Here is a 25702-nt window from a genome sequence, read left to right as displayed (position 1 = left end):
ACACCGTCGCAATGACGTCACTCACGGCCCGCTGGCATCGCTCCATCAACGAGATCCCGGAGCAGCAGTGGAACAGCCTGGTGGGAGCCGATGCGATCCCCTTTTACCGCTGGAGCTGGCTGGAGGCTTTGGAAAGCTCAGGCAGCATCATTCCCGAGCAGGGCTGGCAGCCCCTGCATCTGGCCCTCTGGCGTGAAGACACTCCGATTGCGGTGGCTCCGCTGTTTCTCAAGGGCCACAGCTATGGCGAGTTCGTGTTCGACCAGACCTTTGCCCGTTTGGCGGCGGATCTGGGGCTTCGCTACTACCCCAAGCTTTTGGGCATGAGTCCGGTCAGTCCCGTGCTGGGCTACCGCTTCCACATGCGGTCTGGAGAGGATGAGGCTCTGCTCACCCGGGAGTTGCTGCGGGCGATCGATCGCTTCTGCGAACAGAACGGCATCCTCAGCTGCAATTTCCTCTATGTGGATCCGCAGTGGCGACCCCTGGCGGAGGCCGCCGGTTGTGCCGCCTGGCTGAACCAGCAGAGCCTGTGGAGCCGCGGTGACGACCAGACGTTTGAGGATTACCTCCAGGGCTTCAATGCCAACCAGCGCCGCAACATCAAGCGGGAACGCAAGGCCGTGGCCAAGGCCGGGATCACCGTGACACCCCTCAGCGGCGACCAGCTGGACCTGGCGCTGTTGCAGACCATGCATCGCTTTTACGAGCAGCACTGTGCTCGCTGGGGACCTTGGGGCAGCAAATACCTGGAGGAGGGCTTTTTTGAAGCCTTGGCACGGCTGCACCGCGACCAGCTGGTGCTCTTTTCTGCCCACCGCGGTGACCCCCGCGATCCGGTGGCGATGTCGATGTGCGTGCAGGACGGCCGTCAGCTCTGGGGCCGTTACTGGGGCAGCCACGAGGAGGTTGATTGTCTTCACTTCGAAGTCTGTTACTACGCTCCGATCGAATGGGCTCTGGCCAATGGCATCGTCAGTTTTGACCCTGGAGCCGGTGGCAGCCACAAACGCCGCCGAGGTTTTGTGGCCCGTCCCCACGCCAGCCTGCACCGTTGGTACCAGCCCCAGATGGATCAACTGATCCGCACTTGGTTGCCCAAGGTGAATGGCTTGATGCTGGAGGAGATCGAAGCGATCAATGCGGAGCTGCCCTTCAAAGCGGAACCTCCGGCCTTGGCTTTGTAGGTTGAAGGCATGACCACCACTCCGGAAGCACCAGCATCCACAGCTGCGGCGATGGATGCTCTTGATCAGCGCCTGTCCCAGCGGTTCATCGCTCTGGACCCCAGTGGCTATTTCCTGATCAAGCTGGATCGTGATGCCGCCGAACTGGTGCTTGAGCACTACGGCAACACCATCGATGACAAAGGGTTGGCTCGAGATTCCGAAACCGGTGAGGTGTTGCGCTGCGACGGAGGCAATGCTCCTCGTCGCCCTTCAGCCGTCTATCGCGGCAGCACAGCAAAACAGCTGGGTATCCAGCTCACGGAAGGGGAAGTCCCACACCCGGTCAGTTGCCTTGACCATGCCCTGTACCTGGGGCGGGAGCTGCAGAAGGCTGAGCAGTGCCTGCGTGACGGCTCAACCTACGTGCAGGACTGAGACTTAGGCAGCCTGCAGTTCTTTGGCTGCCGTGGGTTCTTCAGGCGGTAAAGCTTCAAGTTGTTCGCGGATTTCACGCTGAACGATCGAGCGGTACTCGAGGAAGTGCTCGTTGTGGGCCAGCACCGATAGGAACTGTTCCAGCAGGGCGGGGTTGTTGCGGGCCATGTCGAACAGGTAACGCCAGAAACGGGTGCGGGTGTTGCGCTTGATGCCCTGCCGCCAAACCACAATGCTCAGGGCCTTGAGGTCCACCAGGCTGGGCAGTTTGGCCGCGGCTTTCCAGCGGGGAGCGCCCATCTTCAGGTAGTAGCTGTAAACCCGGTCCATGTAGGCGTTGGGTTCGTACAGCGCGCAGAACGCGTCCACGTACTCGTTGGCAATGTCGCGGATCGGTCGGGTGGGTTTGAAGTTCAGCAGGTTGGTTTGGTTCACGCCCTTAGCGGCGTCTTCCCCCTGAATCAGACGACCTTCCCGCTCAAGCCGTGCCCAGAGGGCTGTCTTGGGCAGCGCTTGCAACATGCCCATCATCGCGGCGGGGATGCCTGTGCGAGTGACGAAGTCAACGATTCGGTGGCCTGCACCATCCTTCTCGCCGTCGAAACCGATGATGAAACCCGCCATCACGCGGATTCCGTTGGCGGTGATCCGGTCCACCGCAGCATCCAGTGGGTTGCGCGTGTTCTGCACCTTGCGAGCCGTTTCCAGGCTGGCTTCGTCCGGGGTTTCAATGCCCAGGAAGACGCTTTCGAAGCGGGCGTCGTGCATCATCCGCATCATTTCATCGTCGTCGGCCAGGTCCACAGAGGCTTCGGTAGCGAAGCTGAAGGGGTAACCCCGGTCTTCCTGCCAGGTGCGGATCTGCGGCAGCAGCAACTTGGCGTTGCGTTTGTTGCCGATGAAGTTGTCGTCAACCAGGAAGATTGAGCGCCGCCAGCCCAGGTCGTAGAGGTATTGCAGCTCAGCCACCAGCTGCTCGGGGGTTTTGGTGCGGGGCTTGCGGCCATAGAGAACGATGATGTCGCAGAACTCGCAGTTGAATGGGCAGCCCCGCGAGAACTGCACGCTCATCGAGTCGTAGGCCTCGAGTTGCAGAAGATCGAAGCGTGGAATCGGGGTGGCGGTGACGTCTGGCTTGTCTCCCTCGGCGCTGAAACGGCCACTGGCCTCTCCCCGTTCCAGGGCATCCAGGAACATCGGCAGGGTGATTTCCCCCTCATCGAGGATCTTGAAATCCGCCAGATCCAGTTCTGGTGCATCCGGTGTGGAACTGGCGAAGGGGCCGCCAATTGCAACCGGGAGCCCGCGCTGTTTGGCCTTGCCGATCTGCACGGCCATGTCGTCCTTCTGGACGATCATTCCCGAAATGATCACCAGCTCGGCCCAGTCCCACTCCTCGTCCGTTACTTCTCGTACGTTCCGGTCCACCAGCTTCATCTCCCATTCCTGGGGGAGAAGTGCTGCCACGGTGACCATCCCGAGCGGAGGCAGCAGCACTTTGCGATTCACCAGCTCGAGGATCTTTTCGTAACTCCAGAAGGTCTTCGGGAATTCGGGGTAAATGAAAAGAGTGCGCATGGCGTCGGGCGTTGGTGGATGGACGTCCGGTCGGCCCGGCTGGAGATACCTCTCAATCGGTATCAGCTCTTCACAAACCCTAAGCGCAATGGCCTGAACCCAGGCCAGTGGGTGATCTAATGGTGGTCACCTCCGTACTTGCACATGGGCGTCGGCATCTATCTCGGCCTGGTTGGTTCCGGTCTGGTGACGGCTTTTGTGCTCACCAAGCTGCTGAAGGGAATCAAGCTCATCTGAGCGGTTCCAACGTCTTCGCGCCTCGCTTTCGAGTCCAAAGCACAGCCACAGCAGCGCTGAGGCCCCCGGTGAGTGCGAAAGCCGTCGAAAGGTTGGTGGTCATCACCAGCAAGGCCACAATCAACCCACTGAGCCCGCCTCCGCCCAGAAAAGCGATCTGGCTAAGGCCGGCCATCCGACCGCGCATCACTTGCGGTGCCCCGATCTGACTGATCAGGTTGCAGCTGCTCAGGAGTCCGGCTGTGCCGGCTCCGATGAGGAAGGCCATCGCCAGGCTGAAGCCAGGTCCCGTTGTGCAGGCCATCCCCAGCTGGGCCACGGCGGTGATCAGGCCAAAGCCTCCCAGGGTGAGGAAAGGGCGCCGGCAGAAACGCTGGCTGTTGCGTTGCAGCACCAGGCCGCCCACGATGCTGCCGCCCGCCAGCACGCTGGTGAACAGCCCCAGATCAGTGGGCTTCGGCCCCAGCTGATCGAAGGCGATCAACGGGGCCAGCCCCGGGTGATAGAACCCGATCAGACAGAGAACCGCGGTGAAGCTGAGCACCCCCTGCAGGGTGCTGCCGCAGTGGCGCCAGGCGTTGCGCAGGCTGGCGTCTTCACCGCCGCTGCTGCGCACTTCCCGGTCCCGATTTGGGCTGAGCAGCAACATCACACTGGTGATGGGAAGCAGATAGCTGGCTGCATCAATGCCCAGGGCCCAGGCCGGGCCAGTGGCCGCCAGCAGCCAGCCACCAATCGGAGGGCCCACCAGCTTGCCCACGTTGAACACCACCGAAAAGCTGGTGAGATAGCCCGCCAGCTTGTCGGGTTCCTCCACCAGGATTGAGCAGTATTTGTTGCGGGCCGTCAGCTCATAGGTTCCGGCGATGCCCACCAAAAGGGTGCTGCAGAGCAGCAGCAGCACCTGGGCCGTCCCCTCCAACAGGGGAATGGCCAGGGCCCCAAGGCCAGAGGCGGCCAGCAGTGCCCATTGCGCCTGAACCAGAACCCGTTCACAGCCCACGCGATCGGTGCGCACCCCCGCTGGACCACTCACCAGCAGTGTGGGCAGTGAAAGAGCGGCGAAGTTCAACGCCAGCACGAAGGGATCCACGCCCCCTTTCATCAGAATCCAGCCCTTGGCGGTGATGCCGGCAAACGACCCGGCTGCGCTCACACCGGATGCGATCAGAAAAAGCTGTCGTTGTTGCTCAGGCCGCAGTTTGAGAAGGGTCAACCCTGGCGTCTCGCTGCAGCCACCATGGCGCGGGCACCATCAATCAGCCCGCTGAGGTTGAAAACGTCAGCCCTGGTCCTCTCCAGGCTGCAGAAGGTCATCATGTTGATCTGATCGGCTCAAGCCGCTGCCGACCTCGTTTCCAGATCCACAGCACAGCCAGCACCACACCGACTCCGCCTGTCAGGGCGTAAGTCGTTGTCAGGTTGGTTGCGAGAACCAACACAGCTGCAAGTAGACCGCTGAGGCCACCACCGCCGAGGAAGGCGATCTGACTCAGTCCACCCATTCGTCCTCGGATGACCTGTGGGGCCCCCACTTGGGTGATCAGGTTGCAACTGCTGAGTAAGCCTGCTGTCCCTGCACCGATCAAAAAGGCCATCGCCAGGCTCACGGGCACGTCCGTTGATGCCGCCATGCCGAGTTGGGCGATCGCTGTGATCAGTCCGAACCCGCCAATCGTCAGAAACGGCGAACGACAAAAGCGTGCGCTGTTGCGTTGCAACACCAGACCACCGCTAATGCTCCCCGCCGCCAGCACGCTGGTGAAGATCCCGAGATCACGTGGATCTGATCCAAGAATTGCTTCGGCCATCAACGGAGCCAGCCCCGGGTGGAAAAAGCCCACCAGACACAACACGGCTGTCAGGCTCAGCACTCCTCGCAGGGTCGATCCGCTTTGCCGCCAGGCCGTCAGCAAGCTCCCCTGTTCTCCATCAAAACTGCGTTGTTCCCGGTCCCGATCGGGATGCAACAGAAACAGAACCGTCGCAATCGGCAGCACGTAGCTGGCTGCGTCAATTCCTAGTGCCCAGGACGGACCGGTGAGAGCGACAAGCCAGCCACCGATCGGAGGACCTACCAACTTGCCGACGTTGAACACCACCGAAAAGCTGGTGAGGTAGGTCACCAGTTGGTCTGGTTCATCAATGATCAGGGCGCAGTACTTGTTGCGGGCCGTGGATTCGAAGGAACCCGCAACGCCCATGAGCAAGGTGCTGACGAGCAACATCAGTACCTGGGCTTGACCATCGAGCAGAGGGATCGCCAGCGCGCCCAGCATTGCCGCCGCCAATAACCCCCATTGCGCTTGGATCAGCACCCGCTCGCATCCCAGCCTGTCGGTGCGCACCCCTGCGACTCCGCTCACCAGCAGGCTCGGCAGCGAAAGTGCCGCGAAGTTCAAGGCCAATACCAGTGGCCCGCCCATGCCATCAAGAAGAATCCAGCCCTTGGCGGTGATGCCGGCGAAGGATCCAGCTGTGCTGATGCCGGACGTCAGTAAGAAGAGCTGCCGCTGCCGCTTTCGCGACAGCAAACGAAGGTTCAAGCGTCCGATCTGATTGCGGCCACCATTGCTCGGGCTCCCACGATCTGTCCATTCATGTCATAGATGTCAGCCCCGGTGATCTCCACCGGCACCAGGCTGCCCGGTGCGGCCTGCTGCCCCTCGGCGCCGGGTTGCACCCGCACTTCACCATCCACTTCAGGGGCAAAGCGGGCGCAGCGCCCGATCATCTCGCCGGTCTGGGGGTTGTGCTGTTCGATCAACACGTCGACGGTGCGCCCCACCCAGCGGCTGTTCCGTTCCGCCGAAATGGGTTGTTGCAGAGCCATCAGGGCATCCTTGCGGGCTTGAGCCACTTCGGGATCGACGCGATCGGGAAGGTCGGCCGCTGCTGTGCCGTCCTCCGGCGAGAAGGTGAACACCCCCACATGATCGAAGCGTTGGCGCTCGAGGAAGCTCATCAGGTGCTGGAAGTGCTCTTCGGTTTCGCCCGGGAAGCCCACGATCAGCGTGGTGCGCAGCACCGCATCGGGGAGTTGCTCGCGGATCTGATCCAGCAGCCGGTCATTCACATCCGCCTGCCAGGGGCGATTCATGGCCCGCAGCACCTCGGGGTGGCTGTGCTGCAACGGCAGATCCAGATAGGGCACCACATTGGGCACCTCCCGGTAGGCGGCCAGCACATCCGGCGTCAGCCCGGTGGGATAGGCGTAATGCACCCGGATCCAGGGGATCTCCACCTCCCCAAGGGCCCGCAGCAGCTCAGCCAGTTTTGGTTTGCCGTACAGGTCGAGGCCGTAGTTGGTGGTGATCTGGCTGATCAGGATCAGCTCCTGCACCCCCTGCGCTGCCAGTTGATGGGCTTCGGCCACTATCGATTCGATCGGTCGGCTGCGCTGATCCCCCCGCAGCTTCGGAATGATGCAGAAGGCGCAGCGGTAATCGCATCCCTCGGCCACCTTGAGGAAGGCCACCGCCTGGTCGGTGGTGCGCTGGCGGGGCAGGTGTTCGTCACCCACAAAGGTGGGCACGGCGCTGACGCGGTTCACCCGCTCCCCCGCTTCTACCCGTTGCAGCACATCAACAATGTGCTGGTAGTCGCCGGTTCCCACGATGGCCTTGGCCTCCGGGATCGACTCCAGCAACTCCTCCTGGAAATGCTGGGCCAGGCATCCCGCGATGATTAATTCCTTGCCCTGTTCTGCCAGTCCCACCAAGGTGCGCACCGATTCCTCGCGGGCGTCCTGGATGAAGCTGCAGGTGTTCACCACCACCACGGCGGCATCGCTTTCATCGGTGCTGACGCCGTAGCCGGCTTCTGCCAGCAGCCCCACCATGTGTTCGGTGTCCACCCGATTCTTCTCGCAGCCCAGGTGGGCGAAGGCGACCGTCGGTTTCGTCGGGGTGCTTGTCATCACGTCGCCGGCAGGCCAAAGATCAGCCTACGAAGCGGCCTGATCACGCCGGAACTGACAGAATCCGATCACTTGAAGATCAAGGATGGGCACCACCCGTCTCGTCAGCCGTCGCCGCCAGGATACCGGCGCCAAATGGGCCCGCATCGCCATGGCGGTGCTGGCCACTGCAGGCCTGATCGACACCGGTTCGATCACCCTGAAGCGCTGGGGTTTGCTTGGCAACCTCACCTGTCCGATGGGGGCCGACGGTTGCGACAAGGTGCTCAACAGTGCCTGGGGAACAGTCTTTGCCGGGATTCCTCTGTCGTTGGTGGGGGTGCTGGCCTACGGCGCCGTGCTGCTGATGGCCCTGCTGCCTCTGTTGCCCGGCTTGCAGGAGAACAAGAGCGATCTGTCCCGACGCACCTGGTGGGGCCTGTTCACCGTGTCCCTCGGTATGGCCGTCTTCAGCGGCGTGCTGCTGGGTGTGATGTTGCTCAAGATCCAGGCCTTCTGTTTTTTCTGCGTTCTTTCTGCTGCGCTGTCCCTCGCCCTGTTCGTGCTGTCCATCGTTGGTGGTGGTTGGGACGACTTGGGGCAGCTGCTGTTTCGCGGCGTGCTTTTGGCTCTGGCGGTGCTGCTGGGGGGCTTGATCTGGGCTTCCGTGGTGGATCCGAATCGACCCGAGGCCGTGGCCAATGGATCAGGCGTCGCACCGCTTGTCACCACCGAGAGCACGCCAGCTTCGATCGCCTTGGCTGAGCACCTCACCAGCAGCGGAGCCGTGATGTACTCCGCCTACTGGTGCCCCCACTGCCACGAACAGAAGGAGCTGTTCGGCAAGCAGGCCTCGGATCAGTTGAACGTGGTGGAGTGTGCGCCGGATGGTGAGAACAACCAGGCCGACCTTTGCCGCAGCAAAGGATTGGAGGGTTTCCCCAGCTGGGAGATCAACGGCAGCATCGATTCCGGGGTCAAGGGGCTCGACACCCTGGCGGAACTCAGCGGCTACAAGGGCGACACCGACTTCTGAATCAGGGATGCTCTTTAGTCCCGGACGGCACGGGTGACGATGCCCCGCTGCCGTTGTTGCCGGGAATGCTGCCTCCATTGCGGTAGCGGTGCAGGAGCATCGCTGCGGTAGTGGCCTCCCCGGCTTTCTCCCCGAAACAGGCAGGCCTCCAGCATCAGATGGCTGGTCAGCAACCTGTGATGGAGATCCAGCAATAGGTTCAGATCACGTCGGCTGCTTTCCGCCAACAGCCTGGGAGCACAGGGGTCGTCCCGTTGCAGGGCCTGGAGCAGCGCCTGCTGCTCCAGCTGTTGTTCGTGGGCTTTCACGTTGCCGAGGGCCTGGCGCAGTCCAGCGGCGGATCGCTCCACCCCCGCTCGTCGCCAGCAGAGTTGCCGCAGCTGCTCGATGGCATCGATCAACTGCGAACTGCTGCTGCCGTTGAGGTCCAAGTCAAGCGGTTGCGTCCTGCTGCTGCCGAGGGCCGTTGGGATAGGGCCGAGCTCGATCTCTTTGAGGCGATGGGCGAACACCAGGCATTCCATCAGGGAGTTGCTGGCCAGTCGGTTCGCGCCATGCAGGCCTGTGCAGGCCACTTCCCCTACGGCATAGAGCCCGGGCAGCGTGGTGGCGGCCTGGAGGTCCGTGGCCACCCCTCCCATCCAGTAATGGGCGGCTGGTGCCACGGGAATTGGCCGTTCCAATGGATTGAGTCCGAGTTCGTCGCAGCGGTCCAGGATCGTTGGGAAGCGTCGCTCCGCCTGGTCGCGCGGGATGGCGGCGAAGTCGAGCCACATCTGTTTCACCCGCTGCCGCTGCATGGCCTGCATCAAGGCTCGGCTCACCTGGTCCCGCGGTGAGAGGTCGCGTTGGGGCAGGTGGGCGACAGGGCTGCCCCCCAGGGAATCCACCAGCACCCCGCCTTCGCCACGAACGGCTTCGGAGATTAGAAAGCAGGGGGCGTCATCCAGGCGGATGGCCGTTGGATGGAACTGAACAAATTCCAGATCTTCCACGGCTGCACCCGCCTGCCAGGCGAGGGCGATGCCTTCGCCGCAGGCCTGGGCTGGATTGGTGGTATTGGCAAACAGATGGCCCCCGCCGCCGCTGGCCAGCACCACGGCGCGGGCTTCGATCCCGTGAAGATGCGCCCCATCCAGCACCTGCACGCCGCAACAGCGCCCATCGCGCACCAGCAGCTGCGTCACGCGAACGCCGCGGCGATGCAGCAACCCCGGCCGTTGCTCTACACGATCCCTCAGCACATCCACCAGGGCTCGCCCCGTGCGGTCCTGCACATGCAGCACGCGTCTGTGACTGTGGGCTGCTTCCAGGGTGGTGGCCAGACCGTCCTGATCCCGGTCGAAGGCCATCCCCAGCTGCCCCAGGCGCTCCACGCAATGCGGCGCCTCCTGCACCAACAGCCGCACTGCATCACCATCGCAAAGGCCTGCTCCAGCCAATTCGGTGTCCTCCGCATGGCTTTCTGCGCTGTCCTCCTTGCGGGTCACCGCGGCGATGCCCCCCTGGGCCCAGCGGCTGGAGGAACGTCGCCCTGTGTTGCGGTTGAGCAGCAATACCTTGAGCTCCGCAGGCAGATCAAGGCAGGTCATCAAGCCAGCGGCCCCGGCACCGATCACCACCACGTCCCAAGGACCTGAGGGGATGGGGTCAGAGCAGCGGGGCTGGGCCATCACAGGGACAAAAAAACCGCCGGTGGTCCGGCGGTTCAGGCAGTCACAACATTGTGACGGGCTTAGGGCTTAACGGTATTGACCGTCATTGATGCGGTCATCGCCTTCGTTGAGAGCGATGGAGGGAGGGGTGACGGTGAAGTTGTCGCGGTACTTCGCGAACAGTTCCTGCTGACGCTCTGTCAGATCAAGCGACAGCACGTCATCAACGCTGTCGTAGGGGCCACCAAGAACGATCTTTCCAGCCATGGTCGGGTACATCCCGGGGAACTGCTGGAAACGCCGCACGGAGGAATTGTTCAGGTCAACCTTCCCTTCACGTTCAGCGATTTTGTCGTCAACAACGTTGCGGATCACGTTGCCGGAATACTTGTCGCGAAGGTCGTCTTCGGCGTGGACGCTGCTGGGAAGCACAAGGCCTGCCATCAGACTTGCCATCACTAGGGCGCCGGTCAGCCAGCTCAGAAGCCGCTTCATCTCAACTCTCGATCAGGTGGGTCGGAACGGGTCGACCGGCAGTGCCGGCTCCGGAAGACTACAAGTCGTTGCGCTCTTGAAGCCCCTGAATCGGGGCAGCTTTTGCAGTTCGTTTCACTCGATCAGGCCACTGAGTCCCGGCTGCAGTAAGGCTGTGAGAAGGAACAAGCCATCCACCCAAAGAGTTGTGATTAAGACGGCAGCGGCCATGGATCCAGCATCACCGGTGAAACCGCTGTTGTTTCTGTTAAGGCGCCGCCCAGCCGACAGCACAAGGACTGCTGAGATCACCAGGGTGATTAGAGGAAGGGGCTGGAGCAGATGCGTCCCTGCTTGATGCAGCAGCAGTGGCGCTTGATCGAGGGAGGCCGTCACCACTGCGGGCCAGAACTGCATTACACCGGTGGCCGCCATGGCCAGATCGGTGCAAGCTGTTCCCACCAGGGACGACAAATAAAACGTTGCTGCCAGGCGCCAGCGTCCCTGCAGACCACCCAAGGCCACAGGCAGAGCAAAGGCTTCCACTGGCAGGTGCAGAACGGGGTGGGCTCGCAGCCAACCCCAGAAAATGCACCCCGCGAGCCAGCTGCCGCTGAAACCCACGAGCAGGGAACCCAGGTCGGATGCGGTCTGGGAGCGGCTCCGATGCATCACCAGGCCGGCTGCAATCAGAACCCCGGTGAACAAGGTGGCTGAGAACGGATTCAGGCGCACCCAGGGCGCCTGCAGGAACACCGGCAGCACCACCATGGCTGCAGCGATGCGGGCCACGGGAAAGGACCACGACCGAGCGGGGGCTGAGGTTTGCCAGGTGCCGCCGATCAAAAGTCCTTTGTGAAGAAAGTCACGGAACCTTAGAAGACATCTCCAAGTGACGCGGCCGACATGCCCGCATCGCCCGCCGGGGATACCGTCAAAGCGACACTCACTCGTTGATGGCGGACCCCTCTGCATCCCTCACCCTGGTTGAGGCCTGCTGGCGTGATCTGGTGCTTGGGGTGGTCCAAGGACTCACTGAATTTCTGCCGATCAGCAGCACCGCCCATTTGAAGGTGGTTCCCGAGCTCTTGGGTTGGGGCGATCCGGGTGTTTCCGTGACAGCCGCCATTCAGCTGGGCAGCATCGTTGCTGTCATCGCCTACTTCCGCACTGATCTCAGCCAGGTGCTGCGGGGTGTCAGCCGTGCCTTTCGCTGCGGCCAGTGGCGTGAACCTGAGGCGCGTCTCGGGTTCGCCATGGTGGTCGGCACCCTGCCGATCTTGGTCATCGGTTTGGGGATCAAATTCGCCTGGTCTCAGGGCTACGAACAGTCACCGCTGCGCAGCATTCCCTCAATTGCCACTGTATCTATTTTGATGGCACTTTTTCTGGCCCTTGCCGAACAGGTCGGTGCTCGACGCAAGCAGCTTCAAGTGGTTTCAGGCCGTGATGGCCTTTTGGTGGGCCTGGCCCAAGCGCTTGCTTTGCTCCCTGGGGTGTCGCGTTCCGGCAGCACCCTCACGGCGGCCCTGTTCGACGGTTGGCAGCGTGCTGATGCAGCCCGCTTTTCCTTCCTTTTGGGCATTCCCGCTATCACAATCGCGGGTTTGGTGGAGCTCAAGGATGCTTTGTCCGCCAGCCCTGGCAACGGTCCCCTGCCGTTGCTGGTGGGCATTGGTTCGGCTGCGGTGGTGTCGTGGCTGGCAATCGATTGGTTGCTGAAGTTCTTGCAGCGCAATAGCACCTGGCTTTTTGTCGCCTACCGGCTGGTGTTCGGGCTGCTTTTACTGGTCTGGTGGGGCGTCTACGGCGCACACTGAGTTCAGATGAAGCCGGCTTGTGTGGAATGAGCCATCCGCCGGGGTAGCCGTGGCGGCCCTGGATCCAAGCAGCAGTGGACGTCAACCGCAGCCCGCGGTGGTGGCGTCTGTGGAGCCCGGCTCGATCGGGGAGGAGCTGGGTTTTGAGCCGGGCGATCAGTTGCTCAGCATCAATGGCATTCGCCCGCGCGATTTGATCGATTACCGCTACCTGTGCGTGGAGGAGGAGCTTTGCCTTGAGGTGCGTGATGCCAAGGGTGAGCTGCATCGTGTGGAGCTGGAAAAAGATGCCGATGACGGCCTTGGGCTGGCCTTCACCGAGGCTCTGTTTGATGGCTTGCGCCAGTGCAACAACAACTGTCCGTTCTGTTTCATCGATCAGCAGCCCCCGGGGCGGCGCGACAGCCTTTATCTCAAAGACGACGATTACCGGCTGAGTTTTCTCTATGGCTCCTATCTGACGCTCACCAACCTGGGTGAGGCCGACTGGCAGCGAATTGAGGAGCAGCGCTTGTCGCCTTTGTTTGTGTCGGTGCATGCCACGGATCCCGAGCTGCGCTCACGACTGCTGGTCAATCCGCGTGCTGCCCAGGTGATGGATCAGCTCGCCTGGTTTGATCAGCGTGATCTGCAGATCCACGCCCAGGTAGTGGTTTGTCCAGGGCTGAACGATGGCCCTGCCCTTGAGAGAACGCTGAACGACCTCGCCTCTTTCGCAGCTGGCCCCTGGCCGGCGGTGCTGTCTGCGGCGGTGGTGCCGGTGGGGCTCACCCGCTTCAGGCCGACGGATGACGGCTTGGTTCCTGTTGATCCGGACTGCGCCCGTCGGGTGATTGCTCAGGTGGAACCCATGCAGCAGCACTTTCAGGAGGTTTTGGGCACCCGTTTTGCCTGGCTCTCTGATGAGTGGTACTTGGTGGCGGGGTTGCCCTTGCCGCCCCGGGACAACTACGAGGATCTGCCGCAGCAGGAAAACGGCGTGGGCAGCATCCGCGCTTTCCTTGAATCCTTGGATGCAGCGACTGAGGATTTGCCCACTTCTGTCCTTGAGCCCCGGCGTTGCAGTTGGGTGGTTGGTCAAATCGTGGCCCAGGCGTTGCAGCCCGTGGCTGAACGGCTCAATGCTGTTGATGGCGTTGAGTTTCATCTGATCGGGTTGCCGAGTCCCTATTGGGGGCAGGAGCAAGTGGTTACAGGACTGCTGACAGGACAGGATCTGCTCCGTGGGCTGAAGGGCAAAGAGCTGGGCAATGAGCTGCTGCTGCCATCGGTGATGTTGCGGCAGGGCCAGCCGGTCTTCCTGGATGACATGACTCTTGAGGCCCTGGCGGCGCAGTTGCCGGTTCCCATTCGGATCGTGCATGGGGCGGCTGACGTCGTGGACTCAGTTTTGGGAGCAGTAGGAAAAAGTCCCTAAGCTCCTTGAAGGTTTTGGATTGCTGTGCGCCGGATCACCGCGGGTATTTGTCTCGTAGCGGGCGTTGTTTCCTCCGGTATCTCACCTGCGCTCAGCCAAGATGCGATTCAGCTTGAGTCGGATTCGATTGACCAGACCACGCTCCCGGATGCGATTGATCTGAAGGGTGCACGCCCCAAGGCAGATCCCTCTGTTTTGTCACCAGCAGCGGATGTTTTGCCGCCGTCGCTTGAATCGCTCGTTGCTCCACCCAGTCTGGCCCTCCCAGATGCGCCGTCTCAGGTGCGCATCCGTGAACTGCGCCCGCTCTCTCTGGAGGAGGCCATTCAGCTGGCCGAGTTCAACAGTCCGAAGCTCAAAGCTGCGGCCAGTCAGGTCGACCAGGCCAAGTCAGCTCTGCGTGCAGCCATTGCCGCTTGGTATCCCACTGTCGACCTGACGGCCAACGGGTTACCCGAGTATTTCAAGTCTTATTCCTACCGCAACAGTCCGCCGGATCGGGTAGTTCGCAAACCCACGGGACAAACCAACCCCGACACTGGGGAAGAGACCCTCAGGCCCGAGACTAGGGATGGGTACAAAGAACGTTATGGCCGTGAATGGCGTCTCAAAGTCGGCTTGAAGGTGAGTTGGGATTTGATTAATCCCACACGGGTTCCTCAGATCGCCGCAGCTCGTGATCAATTTGAAAGGGCGCGAGAGTCTTACCTCATTGCCTTGCGTGATCTTCGCTTGGAGACCTCGACGGCTTACTTCGATTTGCAGGAAGCAGACGAAGGTATGCGTATTGGTCAGGCTTCTGTCAAAGCATCACTTGTCAGCCTCCGTGATGCACGGGCTCGCTTCAACGCTGGGGTGAATACCAAGTTGGAAGTTTTGGAGGCTGAGACTCAACTGGCCCGTGACCGCAATCTGCTGACGACCAATCTCGGTCAACAGTCAGTGTCTCGTCGCAACCTCGCTGTCGTACTCGACCTTCCCCAGGACGTCACTCCCACGGCGGCAACGCCTGCGCGACCTTTGGGCTTGTGGACCCCATCACTTCAAGAAAGCATCGTTGCGGCTTACAACTATCGCGAGGAGCTTGATCAACTGATCCTCGATATCTCGATCAACAACAGCCAGGCGAATGCGTCTTTGGCTGCTGTTCAGCCTGTTCTCAGTTTCGTGAATTCCACCACGACCTCCCGTACCCAAGGCCAAACCGGGCAGCCATCGAGCGACATTGATATGGGCGACTTCACCTATGGCATTCAGAACAGCACGGCGTTGACGGCGAATTGGCGGTTGTTTGATGGTGGTCGCGCCAGGGCCGAATACCGGCGCTCCAAGGAGGCCTCTGAAGAGAGCCGATTCAATTTCGCGAGAACCCGTGATCAGATCCGGCTTGAGGTTGAGCAAAGCTTTTTTGATCTGCGAACAGCTATCCAGAACATCGACACCACATCGAGCGAAGTCCTCTCATCGCGTGAATCCCTGCGTTTGTCACAACTGCGGGTTCAGGCCGGTGTAAGCACCCAACGGGAAGTGGTCGATAACCAGCGCGATCTCACCAACGCCGAGCTTCGCTATGCGGGTGCCATCAAGGCCTACAACACGAGCCTGGCGCAGCTGAGACGTCGAACAGGATTGGATGCTCTTGTGGCCTGCAATGCGGTTTCACTGCCGGCCATGAAGCAGGAACTTGAACAACCGTTGATTCCGATTGAGCCCACTCCGCTCAAGTCAGCTTGTCCCTCGGTGGCTACTGCAGGTTCATCGATCAACCAAAATCAGGACAGTCCTGTTCAGCCTCTGTGGTGACGCTGGTGCTCAGTGACGATCAACTGGGCGCCGTTCATCAGTTGCTGGACCGCATTCGTGCTCGTCAGCTTCAGGACTTTGGCCAGATCGGTTCCGATGTGAAGCCGGATGGTTCGTTAATCACAGACTGCGATCTCTGGAGTGATGCTGCTCTGGTGGAAGGGCTGGCCAAGATCGCGCCCGGTGAAGGTGTCCTCAGTGAAGAAGGATCGAAAACAGTTCCGAACACGCGGGCCTATTGGGTGGTTGATCCCCTCGATGGAACCACCAACTTCGCGGCGGGCATTCCCTATTGGGCGATTTCTGTGGCCCGTTTTGTCGATGGCCGTCCCAGTGAGGTTTTCCTGGATGTGCCAGCACTGAACCAACGCTTTGTCGCCTTGCGGGGCCGCGGAGCAACTCGAAACAATCAGCCCCTCACTTCGGAGACTCGAGCCCTGGCCGTCAGTGCTTGCGTTTCGCTCTGCAGCCGTTCGATTCGCGTACTGCAGCGCAAACCGGATCAGCGTTTTCCTGGGAAGATTCGTCTGCTTGGCGTCGCCAGCCTCAATTTGGTGAGCGTTGCTATGGGGCAGACCATCGCTTCACTGGAGGCTACGCCCAAGATCTGGGATCTGGCGGCGGCTTGGTTGGTGCTCGATGAACTGGGTTGTCCGATTCGTTGGTTGGATGCGGATCCAGCACAGCTCTCACCCGGAGAAGACGTCGCTGACCGTGGATTCCCGATGTTGGCGGCCGGTTCATGGGCGCATTTGGCCCGTTTCCTTCCCTGGGGAGAGGCACTGGTTCAGTCCTGAAGGGTCTCTATTGCGACAGCGGGGTCTGTGGTGTTATGGTTTTGTCTTGCGCGGGAGCCGAGAGGCGAGCGCGCAAGCCGAAGCGCTGAAGGCGAAAGTCTTGATGTGTCTGAGGCGGCTTACGAGACCAAGAAGGAGCGATCCCACGGTGTTGTAAGTTCTTCAAGCGGTCGCGAGAGGCCGCGATGACCAACCAACCGATCTCCTGAAAGGGAGTGAGGAACAGTTTGGTCGCACCTGGACAATTGAAAAGTTTAGGAACTGACGCTTTCATCGCGTTTGGTTCTGAGCCGAACCGAGAGGTGAGGTGAGGGACCGAATGAAAGAGCGATGAAGGTGTGAGGTCCCGTCAAAAAATTTCGTTGCGAAGAAGCAATTCGCTGCAACGGGAGGGTTTTCACGAGCTCTCTTGTTGCCGGTGTGCGGATTGTGGAGCAACAACCGGATCTGAGATCCCGGAAAGTCATTGACAGAGAAATCTAGAGATGCACTCTTAAGAACCCTTTTGTGTCAGCGAAAGGAGGCCTCAACTGTTGCCAGTTTTCACTGAGCAATGGGTGACGCAAATCATTTTGAGGACGTGAAAACGTCTAAGAGGAAATGATCTACAACGGAGAGTTTGATCCTGGCTCAGGATGAACGCTGGCGGCGTGCTTAACACATGCAAGTCGAACGAACCTTCGGGTTAGTGGCGGACGGGTGAGTAACGCGTGAGAATCTGCCCTCAGGAGGGGGACAACAGCTGGAAACGGCTGCTAATACCCCATATGCCGCGAGGTGAAACGAATTTCGCCTGAGGATGAGCTCGCGTCTGATTAGCTAGTTGGTGTAGGTAATGGCTCACCAAGGCATCGATCAGTAGCTGGTCTGAGAGGATGATCAGCCACACTGGGACTGAGACACGGCCCAGACTCCTACGGGAGGCAGCAGTGGGGAATTTTCCGCAATGGGCGAAAGCCTGACGGAGCAACGCCGCGTGAGGGATGAAGGCCTCTGGGCTGTAAACCTCTTTTATCAAGGAAGAAGATCTGACGGTACTTGATGAATAAGCCACGGCTAATTCCGTGCCAGCAGCCGCGGTAATACGGGAGTGGCAAGCGTTATCCGGAATTATTGGGCGTAAAGCGTCCGCAGGCGGCCCTTCAAGTCTGCTGTTAAAAAGTGGAGCTTAACTCCATCATGGCAGTGGAAACTGTTGGGCTTGAGTGTGGTAGGGGCAGAGGGAATTCCCGGTGTAGCGGTGAAATGCGTAGATATCGGGAAGAACACCAGTGGCGAAGGCGCTCTGCTGGGCCATCACTGACGCTCATGGACGAAAGCCAGGGGAGCGAAAGGGATTAGATACCCCTGTAGTCCTGGCCGTAAACGATGAACACTAGGTGTCGGGGGAATCGACCCCCTCGGTGTCGTAGCCAACGCGTTAAGTGTTCCGCCTGGGGAGTACGCACGCAAGTGTGAAACTCAAAGGAATTGACGGGGGCCCGCACAAGCGGTGGAGTATGTGGTTTAATTCGATGCAACGCGAAGAACCTTACCAGGGTTTGACATCCTGCGAATCTCTTGGAAACAGGAGAGTGCCTTCGGGAACGCAGTGACAGGTGGTGCATGGCTGTCGTCAGCTCGTGTCGTGAGATGTTGGGTTAAGTCCCGCAACGAGCGCAACCCACGTCTTTAGTTGCCAGCATTTAGTTGGGCACTCTAGAGAGACTGCCGGTGATAAACCGGAGGAAGGTGTGGATGACGTCAAGTCATCATGCCCCTTACATCCTGGGCTACACACGTACTACAATGCTACGGACAAAGGGCTGCAAGTTCGCGAGGACAAGCAAATCCCATAAACCGTGGCTCAGTTCAGATCGTAGGCTGCAACTCGCCTACGTGAAGGCGGAATCGCTAGTAATCGCAGGTCAGCATACTGCGGTGAATACGTTCCCGGGCCTTGTACACACCGCCCGTCACACCATGGAAGTTGGCCACGCCCGAAGCCGTTACTCCAACCCTTGTGGAGGAGGACGTCGAAGGTGGGGCTGATGACTGGGGTGAAGTCGTAACAAGGTATCCGTACCGGAAGGTGCGGATGGATCACCTCCTAACAGGGAGACAACACAATGATTTTGATGCCTGAGTGCTTTTATTCTTAGGCCGAAATCCTGTCACCTTAGGTCGATCGGTACCTCAGCTTTGAAATTAAGGATCAGCAGCAATGTTGATTGCTTGATGGAGATTTTCAGTTCCTAAACTTTGTCTAGGTCACACCCCAAAAGGGATGAGACTCCTGGGCCATTAGCTCAGGTGGTTAGAGCGCACCCCTGATAAGGGTGAGGTCCCTGGTTCAAGTCCAGGATGGCCCATTCGGTGTTGGGGGTTTAGCTCAGTTGGTAGAGCGCCTGCTTTGCAAGCAGGATGTCAGGAGTTCGAGTCTCCTAACCTCCACTGACCGAACTTGATTCCCATCTCCAATTTTTTGGAGTTTAGCTCGATTGGAGTGTGATTTAGATGTGTCCGCTGGATGACCCCAGCTTCCTGTCATTCCAAGTTTTAGATTTTAAGTCTTGAATTTGGTTGATAAGATGCTGGGCTCGGATCAAATGATCAAGCAATTGATGATTTGATTTGAAGTTCTAGCAGAACCTTGACAACTGCATAGGTGAAGTCTGGAAAAACAAAGCATCTTACAGATGCATTGTTTTGAATCTGATCTTCTGAAAGGGAGATTGGATCTAGAACAATGAAAATTCTTTTGAGCAAGAGCCGAGACTCTTAAATGTTCTTTGATTCGTGTCGAGCGAATCAGAGTTTGATCTTGTTTTTAGCAATAAAAACTTGAGAATCTGCTTTCAACGGCGGTAAGCGTTTAGGAGGTTAATTGGTCAAGCTACAAAGGGCTCACGGCGGATACCTTGGCACACAGAGGCGATGAAGGACGTGGTTACCTGCGATAAGTCTCGGGGAGCTGGAAGCACGCTTTGATCCGGGAATTTCCGAATGGGGCAACCCTTAATACGGCCAGCTGAATCCATAGGCTGGCACGAGCCAACCCAGCGAACTGAAACATCTTAGTAGCTGGAGGAAAGGAAAGTAAAAACGACTCCCTAAGTAGCGGCGAGCGAACGGGGAAGAGCCTAAACCGATACTTTCGAGTATCGGGGTTGTGGGACAGCAACGTGTATCAGGGAGGTTAGGAGAAGTGCTTGAATGGCACGCCACAGAGGGTGAAAGCCCCGTAACCGAAAACTGAACTGAGCTAGCTGTATCCCGAGTAGCACGGAGCACGTGAAATTCCGTGTGAATCCGCGAGGACCACCTCGTAAGGCTAAGTACTACTGTGTGACCGATAGCGAAACAGTACCGCGAGGGAAAGGTGAAAAGAACCCCGGGAGGGGAGTGAAATAGAACATGAAACCGTGAGCCTACAAGCAATGGGAGCCCTACTTATAGGGTGACCGTGTGCCTGTTGAAGAATGAGCCGGCGACTTATAGGCACTGGCGGGTTAAACCGGAAATGGTGGAGCCATAGCGAAAGCGAGTCTGAATAGGGCGTTTGTCAGTGTTTATAGACCCGAACCCGGGTGATCTAACCATGGCCAGGATGAAGCTTGGGTGATACCAAGTGGAGGTCCGAACCGACTGACGTTGAAAAGTCAGCGGATGAGCTGTGGTTAGGGGTGAAATGCCAATCGAACCCGGAGCTAGCTGGTTCTCCCCGAAATACGTTGAGGCGTAGCGTCTCGTGCTCCAGCAGGGGGGTAAAGCCACCATTTCGGTGCGGGCTGCGAGAGCGGTACCAAATCGAGATGAACTCTGAATACCCTGTGTGTAGCGAGGCAGTCAGACTGTGGGGGATAAGCTCCATGGTCGAGAGGGAAACAGCCCAGACCGCCAGCTAAGGTCCCCAAATCAACACTAAGTGATAAAGGAGGTGGGATTGCATAGACAACCAGGAGGTTTGCCTAGAAGCAGCCATCCTCAAAGGAGTGCGTAATAGCTCACTGGTCGAGCGATCCTGCGCCGAAAATGAACGGGGCTAAGTGTTGTACCGAAGCTGCGGATTTATATGGTAGGGGAGCGTTCTATGTGGGGCGAAGCGTTAGCGTGAGCGGGCGTGGACTGCATAGAAGTGAGAATGTCGGCTTGAGTAGCGAAAACATGGGTGAGAATCCCATGCACCGAAACCCTAAGGGTTCCTCCGGCAGGCTCGTCCGCGGAGGGTTAGTCTGGACCTAAGGCGAGGCCGAAAGGCGTAGTCGATGGATAACAGGTCAACATTCCTGTACCGGTCATGTTTTGGGAAGAGGGACGGAGAAGGCTAGCCAAGCCAGATGTTGGTTACTGGTTCAAGCGTTCGAGGCGTTGAGGAGCGGTGAAAACGTTCCGAGCTGAGGCGTGAGTACGAGCTGCTACGGCAGCGAAGTTGGTGACGTCAAGCTTCCAAGAAAAGCTCTATACCCGTTAAGGCATGACTGCCAGTACCCGAAACCGACACAGGTGGGGTGGTAGAGAATACCGAGGTGCGCGAGGTAACTCTCTCTAAGGAACTCGGCAAAATGGCCCCGTAACTTCGGGAGAAGGGGTGCCACCGCAAGGTGGTCGCAGTGAAGAGGCCCTGGCGACTGTTTACCAAAAACACAGGTCTCCGCTAAGTCGCAAGACGATGTATGGGGGCTGACGCCTGCCCAGTGCCGGAAGGTTAAGGAAGCCGGTCAGCGTAAGCGAAGCTGGCGACTGAAGCCCCGGTGAACGGCGGCCGTAACTATAACGGTCCTAAGGTAGCGAAATTCCTTGTCGGGTAAGTTCCGACCCGCACGAAAGGCGTAACGATCAGGGCGCTGTCTCGGAGAGAGGCTCGGCGAAATAGAATTGTCTGTGAAGATGCGGACTACGTACACCTGGACAGAAAGACCCTATGAAGCTTTACTGTAGCTTGGTATTGTGCCCGGGCTCTGAATGCGCAGGATAGGTGGGAGACGTTGATCTCATGGTTGCGGCTATGAGTTAGTCACTGGTGAGATACCACTCTTTCAGAGCTAGGGTTCTAACGTTCACCCGTTATCCGGGGAGCGGACAGTATCAGGTGGGCAGTTTGACTGGGGCGGTCGCCTCCTAAAAGGTAACGGAGGCGCACAAAGGTTTCCTCAGGCTGGTTGGAAATCAGCTGACGAGTGCAAAAGCAGAAGGAAGCTTGACTGTGAGACCTACAAGTCGAACAGGGACGAAAGTCGGTTTTAGTGATCCGACGGTTCTGAGTGGAAGGGCCGTCGCTCAACGGATAAAAGTTACTCTAGGGATAACAGGCTGATCTCCCCCAAGAGTTCACATCGACGGGGAGGTTTGGCACCTCGATGTCGGCTCATCGCAACCTGGGGCTGAAGTCGGTCCCAAGGGTTGGGCTGTTCGCCCATTAAAGCGGTACGCGAGCTGGGTTCAGAACGTCGTGAGACAGTTCGGTCCATATCCGGTGTACGCGCAGGAACATTGAGAGGATTTCTCCCTAGTACGAGAGGACCGGGAGGAACGCACCTCTGGTGTACCAGTTATCGTGCCAACGGTAAACGCTGGGTAGCCATGTGCGGAGTGGATAACCGCTGAAAGCATCTAAGTGGGAAGCCCACCTCAAGATGAGTGTTCCCATGGGGTAACCCAGTAAGGTCACGGGAAGAACACCCGTTGATAGGCTCTACGTGGAAGTCCAGTAATGGATGCAGCGGAGGAGTACTAATAGACCGAGGGCTTGACCAACATTTTGGTTCTTGCCTGAAGACTCATTTCTTTGTTTGATTCAGACGTGCAGCATTTGCTGCAGATCCTATGCAGTTCTCAGGGTTCACCCCTTGAGAATGTTTATCTATCCTGGTGTCCATGGCGGTGTGGTCCCACTCCGATCCATCCCGAACTCGGTTGTGAAACGCATCAGCGGCGACGATATTTGGGGGGTAGCCCCCTGAGAAAATAGCTCGATGCCAGGTAAAACATTCTCTTAATAGGTTGATGATGTGCTGATTGCAGAAGCAATCACCATCACCACCCACGAAGAAGCCACCTCGTCTTGAGGTGGCTTTTTGTTGTAAGGTTTTAGTAGTCTTTTGCGCTCATCTGTGCCGAGACGTTCACTTGTTCGACGCTTGAGTGGGCAAATTTGGCAGGCCTGTCAGCGTTGGAATAACGCTGAATGTGTTGATCTAAGTGCTGCTTTTGCTTATTTCGTTCTTCAGTCATTTTTTCCGCTGCTTTTGATTGCGCTGTCTGTTGCAGCAAGGGTGTTTGGCAAGACGGACAGTGTGGATAATGTGTTGGCTTCGGTGACGCAGGTTTTGCCGCCGTCCGCAACCAGCCTGGTGGATTCCACCTTGCGCGGGTTGGTGGATCAAGGCTTTGGAGCGGGAATCCTTGGTGTTGTTGTTTTACTTCTCACAGCCAGTAATGCTTATTTAACGCTCCAGCGTGGAGCTGATCGATTGTGGTCTGAGATTCTGCCTGAGCCATCAGCCGGTTTGTCTTGGTGGCAACAGGTTGGACAGTTTTGTAGAACACGTGTTGAGGCTTTCCTGACCGTATTTGCCATATCTGTTCTGATTATCTTTCAGCAGTTGGTGCTCAGTATCGGGCAGCTTCCGGAAGACATTCTTGGTGTTTTAAATGGATTTATTCCCGGTCTGATGGGGTTTGTGCGCTCAAGTCCCATTCTTCCTCTCGGTCGAATTCTTGTTCCCGCATTGATCTTATCCTTAATGGCCTGGCTGCTTCAGGTGGTGTTGCCGAGTCGCCGTGTCCCTGCAATCCCTCTCATCCCTGGAGCATTGTTGATTGGATTTGGCCTCGCTTTTCTCAACAAAATTCTGAGTTTGAGTATTGTTTCCCTGGGCAATCGTTATCAGGCCTATGGCGTGATTGGTGGTGTTTTGGTGTTGACGCTTTGGGTTTGGTTGGTGGGTGTGATTCTTTATTTTGGCCAGTGCTTGAGTGTTGAATTGGCTGCAGTTCGTCTTGCAAAGACACGGCTCGGGGAACCGAACAACCTGATCCCTTGAACTTCGATTCAACTCTGCGAAGCTGATTCAACGGACCTTCTCCGTTGATGCCAATGAATCGACCACCAGCAGTGTTGTGGACTGCGGTTGTTTTGCTGCTGCTGGTGCCAACCACTGCCGGTCGTTTTTTGCTTGATCTCGCTGGTGGTGTGCTGCTGGCTCTTTTGGCGCTCCCTTTGATCCTCTCGGGGCTTGGCTGGATTGCTTGGAAGCTTTTGCAGTCCAGGATGATCAGCTGTAACGCATGCGGAGCCACCGGTCTGAAAGGGTCTGCAGCCTGTGCTGTGTGCGGCACGCCCTATGCCAGTGAAGGAGGTCAGTCCGCCAGTGCGGCAGCCCCGTCCACGCCCGCCAGTGACGTCACCATTGACGTGGTCGCTCAGGACGTGGATTCCGATTCCTGAGCCTGCAGCTGCCGTTCTCGCAGGAACAAGAAAAACGGAGCAGCACAGGCAAACGCCACGCCGAAGCTCAAGGGGATGGCCAGCCACCAGCCTTTGATCTTCTGGCGTGGTCCTTCCACACAGATCCACAGGGTGACGGCGCTGGCCCCCACCAGAAGGTCAGCGCTCAAGGAGCGTGAGGCAGCTGTGCTGCTGGCATCAGCGATGAACCGCGCCAGATCGAAAGCCTGGCCACCGCTTTCGGCGATGAATTCCAGGTTGGCCTTCCAGGGCAGGATCGCTCCCAGCACGGCCAGAAGCAGATAGATCCAAGGCAGTGCTTTACGCATCGTTCGCAGCTTTGAGGGTTGTGGGATCGAGCTCGACAATCGACTGTTCGACGCTGTCGAGCAGGGTCTGGCAACGGCTCAGATAAACCTCGCCGTGGAGCACTTTTTGCTGCAAGTCTGCCAAGGGAACGCTGTCGCTCTGCAGCTCAGCAAGCAGCAGATCAAGAGCCTGCAGGGCTTCTTCGTAGCTCAGGACTTCGGCATCCTTGCGCCACGCCTCGATGTGGTCATGGTGTTCTTTATGGACTTGACGCTTGCTCATCAGGAGGTGGTGTTGGGTGCACTGGGCTGGATCTGTTCGACCCGGGCCTCAAGGCTTCCGTCGCTCATCCGAATGTTGAGCTGATCACCGATCTTGACCGATTCCAGGCCTGAAATGGGATCTCCGGCTTTGTTGCTGATGAGGGCCAAGCCGCGTTTCAGCCAGCGTTCCGGTGAAAGCGCCTTGAGCAACTGATGTTTTTGGGTCAGTTCCTGGCGTTTGCGCCTGATCTTCTCCTTTGGAGACTGTTGCTGAAGGGCAACGGCTCGATCTTGGAGGCGCTGATGCTCGCGAAGGATTCTCCCCAGCAGCGCGTCTTTCAATCGGCTCTGCCGTTGTGTAAGTCCCTCGCGTTCCGCCTCGCGGTCGGGCAGCAAGGCCACAATCGCCGCCGTGGGCGTGGCTGCGCGATGGTCTGCCACCAGATCGGCGACGGTGAGATCGTCCTCATGCCCTAGCCCCGTCACCACCGGTATGGGGTAGTTCGCCAGGAGGCGGCAAAGCGCCTCGTTGTCGAACACCGCGAGGTCTTCCCGGCTGCCGCCGCCGCGGGCAAGCACCAAGGCTTCCAGTCCCCATTCGTCTGTGCGCTCTGCCAGGGCTTCCAGGGTGCTGATGATCGCCGGTGCCACGGAACCCTGAACCGGAATCGGCACCACAATTAGTTGCGTGAGGGGCCAGCGTTCCGCTGCGGTGCGCAGCATGTCGGCCAGGGCGGAACTGGGCACGCTGGTGAGCACCGCGATGGAGGCAGGTTGGCTTGGAAGCGGTCTCAGACGGCTGCGGTCGATCACCCCCTCTTGTCCCAGCAGTTGCCGCACCCGTTCAAAGTCGCGCAGCACCGTGCTGAGGCTGGGGCGGATGTCCAGCGCCTGAACAGTGAGGCTGGCCCGCGCCGCCCAGAAATTGAGCTTGCCGACCACGGTGACGCCGTCACCGTCTTTGGGTTGATAGCTCAATTGGGCCAGCTTCGAAGCCCACACCACCCCTGAAATGCTGGCTGACCCGTCGGTGAGGGTGAGCCAGAGGTGACCTTTCCTGAGTTGAGGACGGGAAACTGTGGCTTCCAACAAAAAACGCGGCGCAAAGCCGCGTTCCAGCAGGCTTCCGATGGCTGTGTTCAGCTCAGCGACGGAATAGCTCGGAAGACGATCAGCGCTCAAGACGGCTATAGGCGTAACCCCAGTAAATGCAGACAATCGCCGAGATGCTGGTCAGCAGAACGCCCCAGTGTTGGTGGATCTGGGTGGCACCAATCGTGCAGATCACCAAGGCGCTGCTGAGCAGCCTTGATCCATCACGTCTGTTCTGAACGTAAAGCGGTGCCAACGACTGCCTCGGTGGAATCCCCCCCACTGTGCTG

General features: G+C 58.7%; 21 protein-coding genes, 2 tRNA genes and 3 rRNA genes. 15 read left to right on the top strand and 11 right to left on the bottom strand.

Annotated elements, in window-relative coordinates; translation table 11 throughout:
• Positions 1-11: 11 nt before the first annotated feature.
• Together SynA1562_RS11360 and SynA1562_RS11355 are read left to right on the top strand one after the other, a co-directional pair.
• Positions 12-1187, top strand: coding sequence for a GNAT family N-acetyltransferase (locus SynA1562_RS11360; protein WP_186493937.1), 1176 nt, complete (start codon positions 12-14; stop codon positions 1185-1187).
• 9 nt (positions 1188-1196) lie between these two features.
• Positions 1197-1604, top strand: a complete 408-nt coding sequence (locus tag SynA1562_RS11355) for a DUF4346 domain-containing protein (RefSeq protein ID WP_186493936.1) — start codon at positions 1197-1199, stop codon at positions 1602-1604.
• Between the two features lie 3 nt (positions 1605-1607).
• Here SynA1562_RS11355 and SynA1562_RS11350 read toward each other — a convergent pair whose 3' ends face one another.
• Positions 1608-3182 carry a B12-binding domain-containing radical SAM protein gene (locus SynA1562_RS11350; protein ID WP_186493935.1) on the bottom strand — a complete coding sequence of 525 codons (1575 nt, stop codon included), beginning with the start codon at positions 3180-3182 and terminating at the stop codon, positions 1608-1610.
• 144 nt (positions 3183-3326) lie between these two features.
• Here SynA1562_RS11350 and SynA1562_RS11345 point away from each other — a divergent pair, with 144 nt between their 5' ends.
• Positions 3327-3419, top strand: a complete 93-nt coding sequence (locus tag SynA1562_RS11345) for a hypothetical protein (RefSeq protein WP_011365270.1) — start codon at positions 3327-3329, stop codon at positions 3417-3419.
• Here SynA1562_RS11345 and SynA1562_RS11340 read toward each other — a convergent pair.
• The 3 genes from SynA1562_RS11340 to rimO all read right to left on the bottom strand — a co-directional run bounded on the left by SynA1562_RS11340 (position 3412) and on the right by rimO (position 7338).
• Positions 3412-4635 carry an MFS transporter gene (locus tag SynA1562_RS11340; protein WP_186493934.1) on the bottom strand — a complete coding sequence of 408 codons (1224 nt, stop codon included), beginning with the start codon at positions 4633-4635 and terminating at the stop codon, positions 3412-3414. The genes SynA1562_RS11345 and SynA1562_RS11340 overlap by 8 nt on opposite strands.
• A 100-nt stretch (positions 4636-4735) precedes the next feature.
• Positions 4736-5965, bottom strand: coding sequence for an MFS transporter (locus tag SynA1562_RS11335; RefSeq protein ID WP_186493933.1), 1230 nt, complete (start codon positions 5963-5965; stop codon positions 4736-4738).
• Positions 5962-7338 (bottom strand): 30S ribosomal protein S12 methylthiotransferase RimO, encoded by a 1377-nt coding sequence (gene rimO, locus SynA1562_RS11330; protein WP_186493932.1) that lies wholly within the window; start codon positions 7336-7338, stop codon positions 5962-5964. The genes SynA1562_RS11335 and rimO overlap by 4 nt, the downstream gene beginning before the upstream one ends.
• A gap of 85 nt (positions 7339-7423) precedes the next feature.
• Between rimO and SynA1562_RS11325 the strand changes: the two genes are divergently transcribed.
• On the top strand, positions 7424-8353 hold the full coding sequence (locus SynA1562_RS11325) for a vitamin K epoxide reductase family protein (protein WP_186493931.1): 930 nt from the start codon (positions 7424-7426) through the stop codon (positions 8351-8353).
• Positions 8354-8367: 14 nt separating this feature from the next.
• Here the strand turns inward: SynA1562_RS11325 and nadB are convergent, their stop codons facing one another.
• The 3 genes from nadB to SynA1562_RS11310 all read right to left on the bottom strand — a co-directional run bounded on the left by nadB (position 8368) and on the right by SynA1562_RS11310 (position 11328).
• Positions 8368-10026 carry an L-aspartate oxidase gene (nadB, locus tag SynA1562_RS11320; RefSeq protein WP_186493930.1) on the bottom strand — a complete coding sequence of 553 codons (1659 nt, stop codon included), beginning with the start codon at positions 10024-10026 and terminating at the stop codon, positions 8368-8370.
• 69 nt (positions 10027-10095) lie between these two features.
• Positions 10096-10503 (bottom strand): photosystem II complex extrinsic protein PsbU, encoded by a 408-nt coding sequence (gene psbU, locus SynA1562_RS11315; RefSeq protein WP_186493929.1) that lies wholly within the window; start codon positions 10501-10503, stop codon positions 10096-10098.
• A gap of 114 nt (positions 10504-10617) precedes the next feature.
• A complete protein-coding gene (locus tag SynA1562_RS11310) occupies positions 10618-11328 on the bottom strand; it encodes a DUF3120 domain-containing protein (protein WP_186493928.1) in 711 nt (236 codons plus the stop codon).
• A gap of 110 nt (positions 11329-11438) precedes the next feature.
• Here SynA1562_RS11310 and SynA1562_RS11305 point away from each other — a divergent pair, with 110 nt between their 5' ends.
• From SynA1562_RS11305 to SynA1562_RS11255, 11 genes are all read left to right on the top strand, one after another.
• Positions 11439-12302, top strand: coding sequence for an undecaprenyl-diphosphate phosphatase (locus SynA1562_RS11305; protein WP_186493927.1), 864 nt, complete (start codon positions 11439-11441; stop codon positions 12300-12302).
• A 19-nt stretch (positions 12303-12321) separates the two neighbouring features.
• Positions 12322-13719: a TIGR03279 family radical SAM protein gene (locus SynA1562_RS11300; protein WP_186493926.1), complete on the top strand. Its 1398-nt coding sequence runs from the start codon at positions 12322-12324 to the stop codon at positions 13717-13719.
• Positions 13720-13743: 24 nt separating this feature from the next.
• Positions 13744-15522, top strand: coding sequence for a TolC family protein (locus tag SynA1562_RS11295; RefSeq protein ID WP_186493925.1), 1779 nt, complete (start codon positions 13744-13746; stop codon positions 15520-15522).
• Positions 15516-16319 carry an inositol monophosphatase family protein gene (locus SynA1562_RS11290; RefSeq protein ID WP_186493924.1) on the top strand — a complete coding sequence of 268 codons (804 nt, stop codon included), beginning with the start codon at positions 15516-15518 and terminating at the stop codon, positions 16317-16319. Before SynA1562_RS11295 ends, SynA1562_RS11290 begins: the two co-directional genes overlap by 7 nt.
• A gap of 607 nt (positions 16320-16926) precedes the next feature.
• Positions 16927-18412: ribosomal RNA gene (locus SynA1562_RS11285) — 16S ribosomal RNA — on the top strand.
• Between the two features lie 184 nt (positions 18413-18596).
• Positions 18597-18670 (top strand) — tRNA-Ile (locus SynA1562_RS11280).
• Between the two features lie 9 nt (positions 18671-18679).
• Positions 18680-18752: transfer RNA gene (locus tag SynA1562_RS11275), tRNA-Ala, on the top strand.
• 435 nt (positions 18753-19187) lie between these two features.
• Positions 19188-22055: ribosomal RNA gene (locus tag SynA1562_RS11270) — 23S ribosomal RNA — on the top strand.
• A gap of 110 nt (positions 22056-22165) precedes the next feature.
• Positions 22166-22282 (top strand): 5S ribosomal RNA (rrf, locus tag SynA1562_RS11265).
• The 16S, 23S and 5S rRNA genes sit together here with 2 tRNA genes alongside, the layout of an rRNA operon.
• Before the next feature lie 156 nt (positions 22283-22438).
• Positions 22439-23344, top strand: a complete 906-nt coding sequence (locus SynA1562_RS11260) for a YihY/virulence factor BrkB family protein (protein WP_255445662.1) — start codon at positions 22439-22441, stop codon at positions 23342-23344.
• A gap of 53 nt (positions 23345-23397) precedes the next feature.
• Positions 23398-23748: a hypothetical protein gene (locus tag SynA1562_RS11255; RefSeq protein WP_186493922.1), complete on the top strand. Its 351-nt coding sequence runs from the start codon at positions 23398-23400 to the stop codon at positions 23746-23748.
• Here SynA1562_RS11255 and SynA1562_RS11250 read toward each other — a convergent pair.
• Genes SynA1562_RS11250 through SynA1562_RS11235 form a run of 4 tightly spaced genes read right to left on the bottom strand, consistent with a single transcriptional unit; the run spans position 23724 to position 25668 of the window.
• Positions 23724-24077, bottom strand: coding sequence for a DUF2834 domain-containing protein (locus SynA1562_RS11250; protein WP_115009326.1), 354 nt, complete (start codon positions 24075-24077; stop codon positions 23724-23726). The genes SynA1562_RS11255 and SynA1562_RS11250 overlap by 25 nt on opposite strands.
• Positions 24070-24339 (bottom strand): exodeoxyribonuclease VII small subunit, encoded by a 270-nt coding sequence (gene xseB / locus SynA1562_RS11245; protein WP_186493921.1) that lies wholly within the window; start codon positions 24337-24339, stop codon positions 24070-24072. Before xseB ends, SynA1562_RS11250 begins: the two co-directional genes overlap by 8 nt.
• The gene (gene xseA, locus SynA1562_RS11240; RefSeq protein ID WP_186493920.1) at positions 24339-25502 is read right to left on the bottom strand and encodes an exodeoxyribonuclease VII large subunit; all 1164 of its coding nucleotides are present in this window, start codon (positions 25500-25502) and stop codon (positions 24339-24341) included. Before xseA ends, xseB begins: the two co-directional genes overlap by 1 nt.
• Positions 25492-25668, bottom strand: coding sequence for a hypothetical protein (locus SynA1562_RS11235; protein ID WP_186493919.1), 177 nt, complete (start codon positions 25666-25668; stop codon positions 25492-25494). The genes xseA and SynA1562_RS11235 overlap by 11 nt, the downstream gene beginning before the upstream one ends.
• Positions 25669-25702 lie beyond the last annotated feature (34 nt).

Source organism: Synechococcus sp. A15-62 (genome assembly GCF_014280075.1).
Taxonomy (GTDB): Bacteria; Cyanobacteriota; Cyanobacteriia; order PCC-6307; family Cyanobiaceae; genus Parasynechococcus.
Note: the sequence above shows the minus strand (reverse complement) of the source record. Positions and strands in the feature narration are given on the sequence as shown.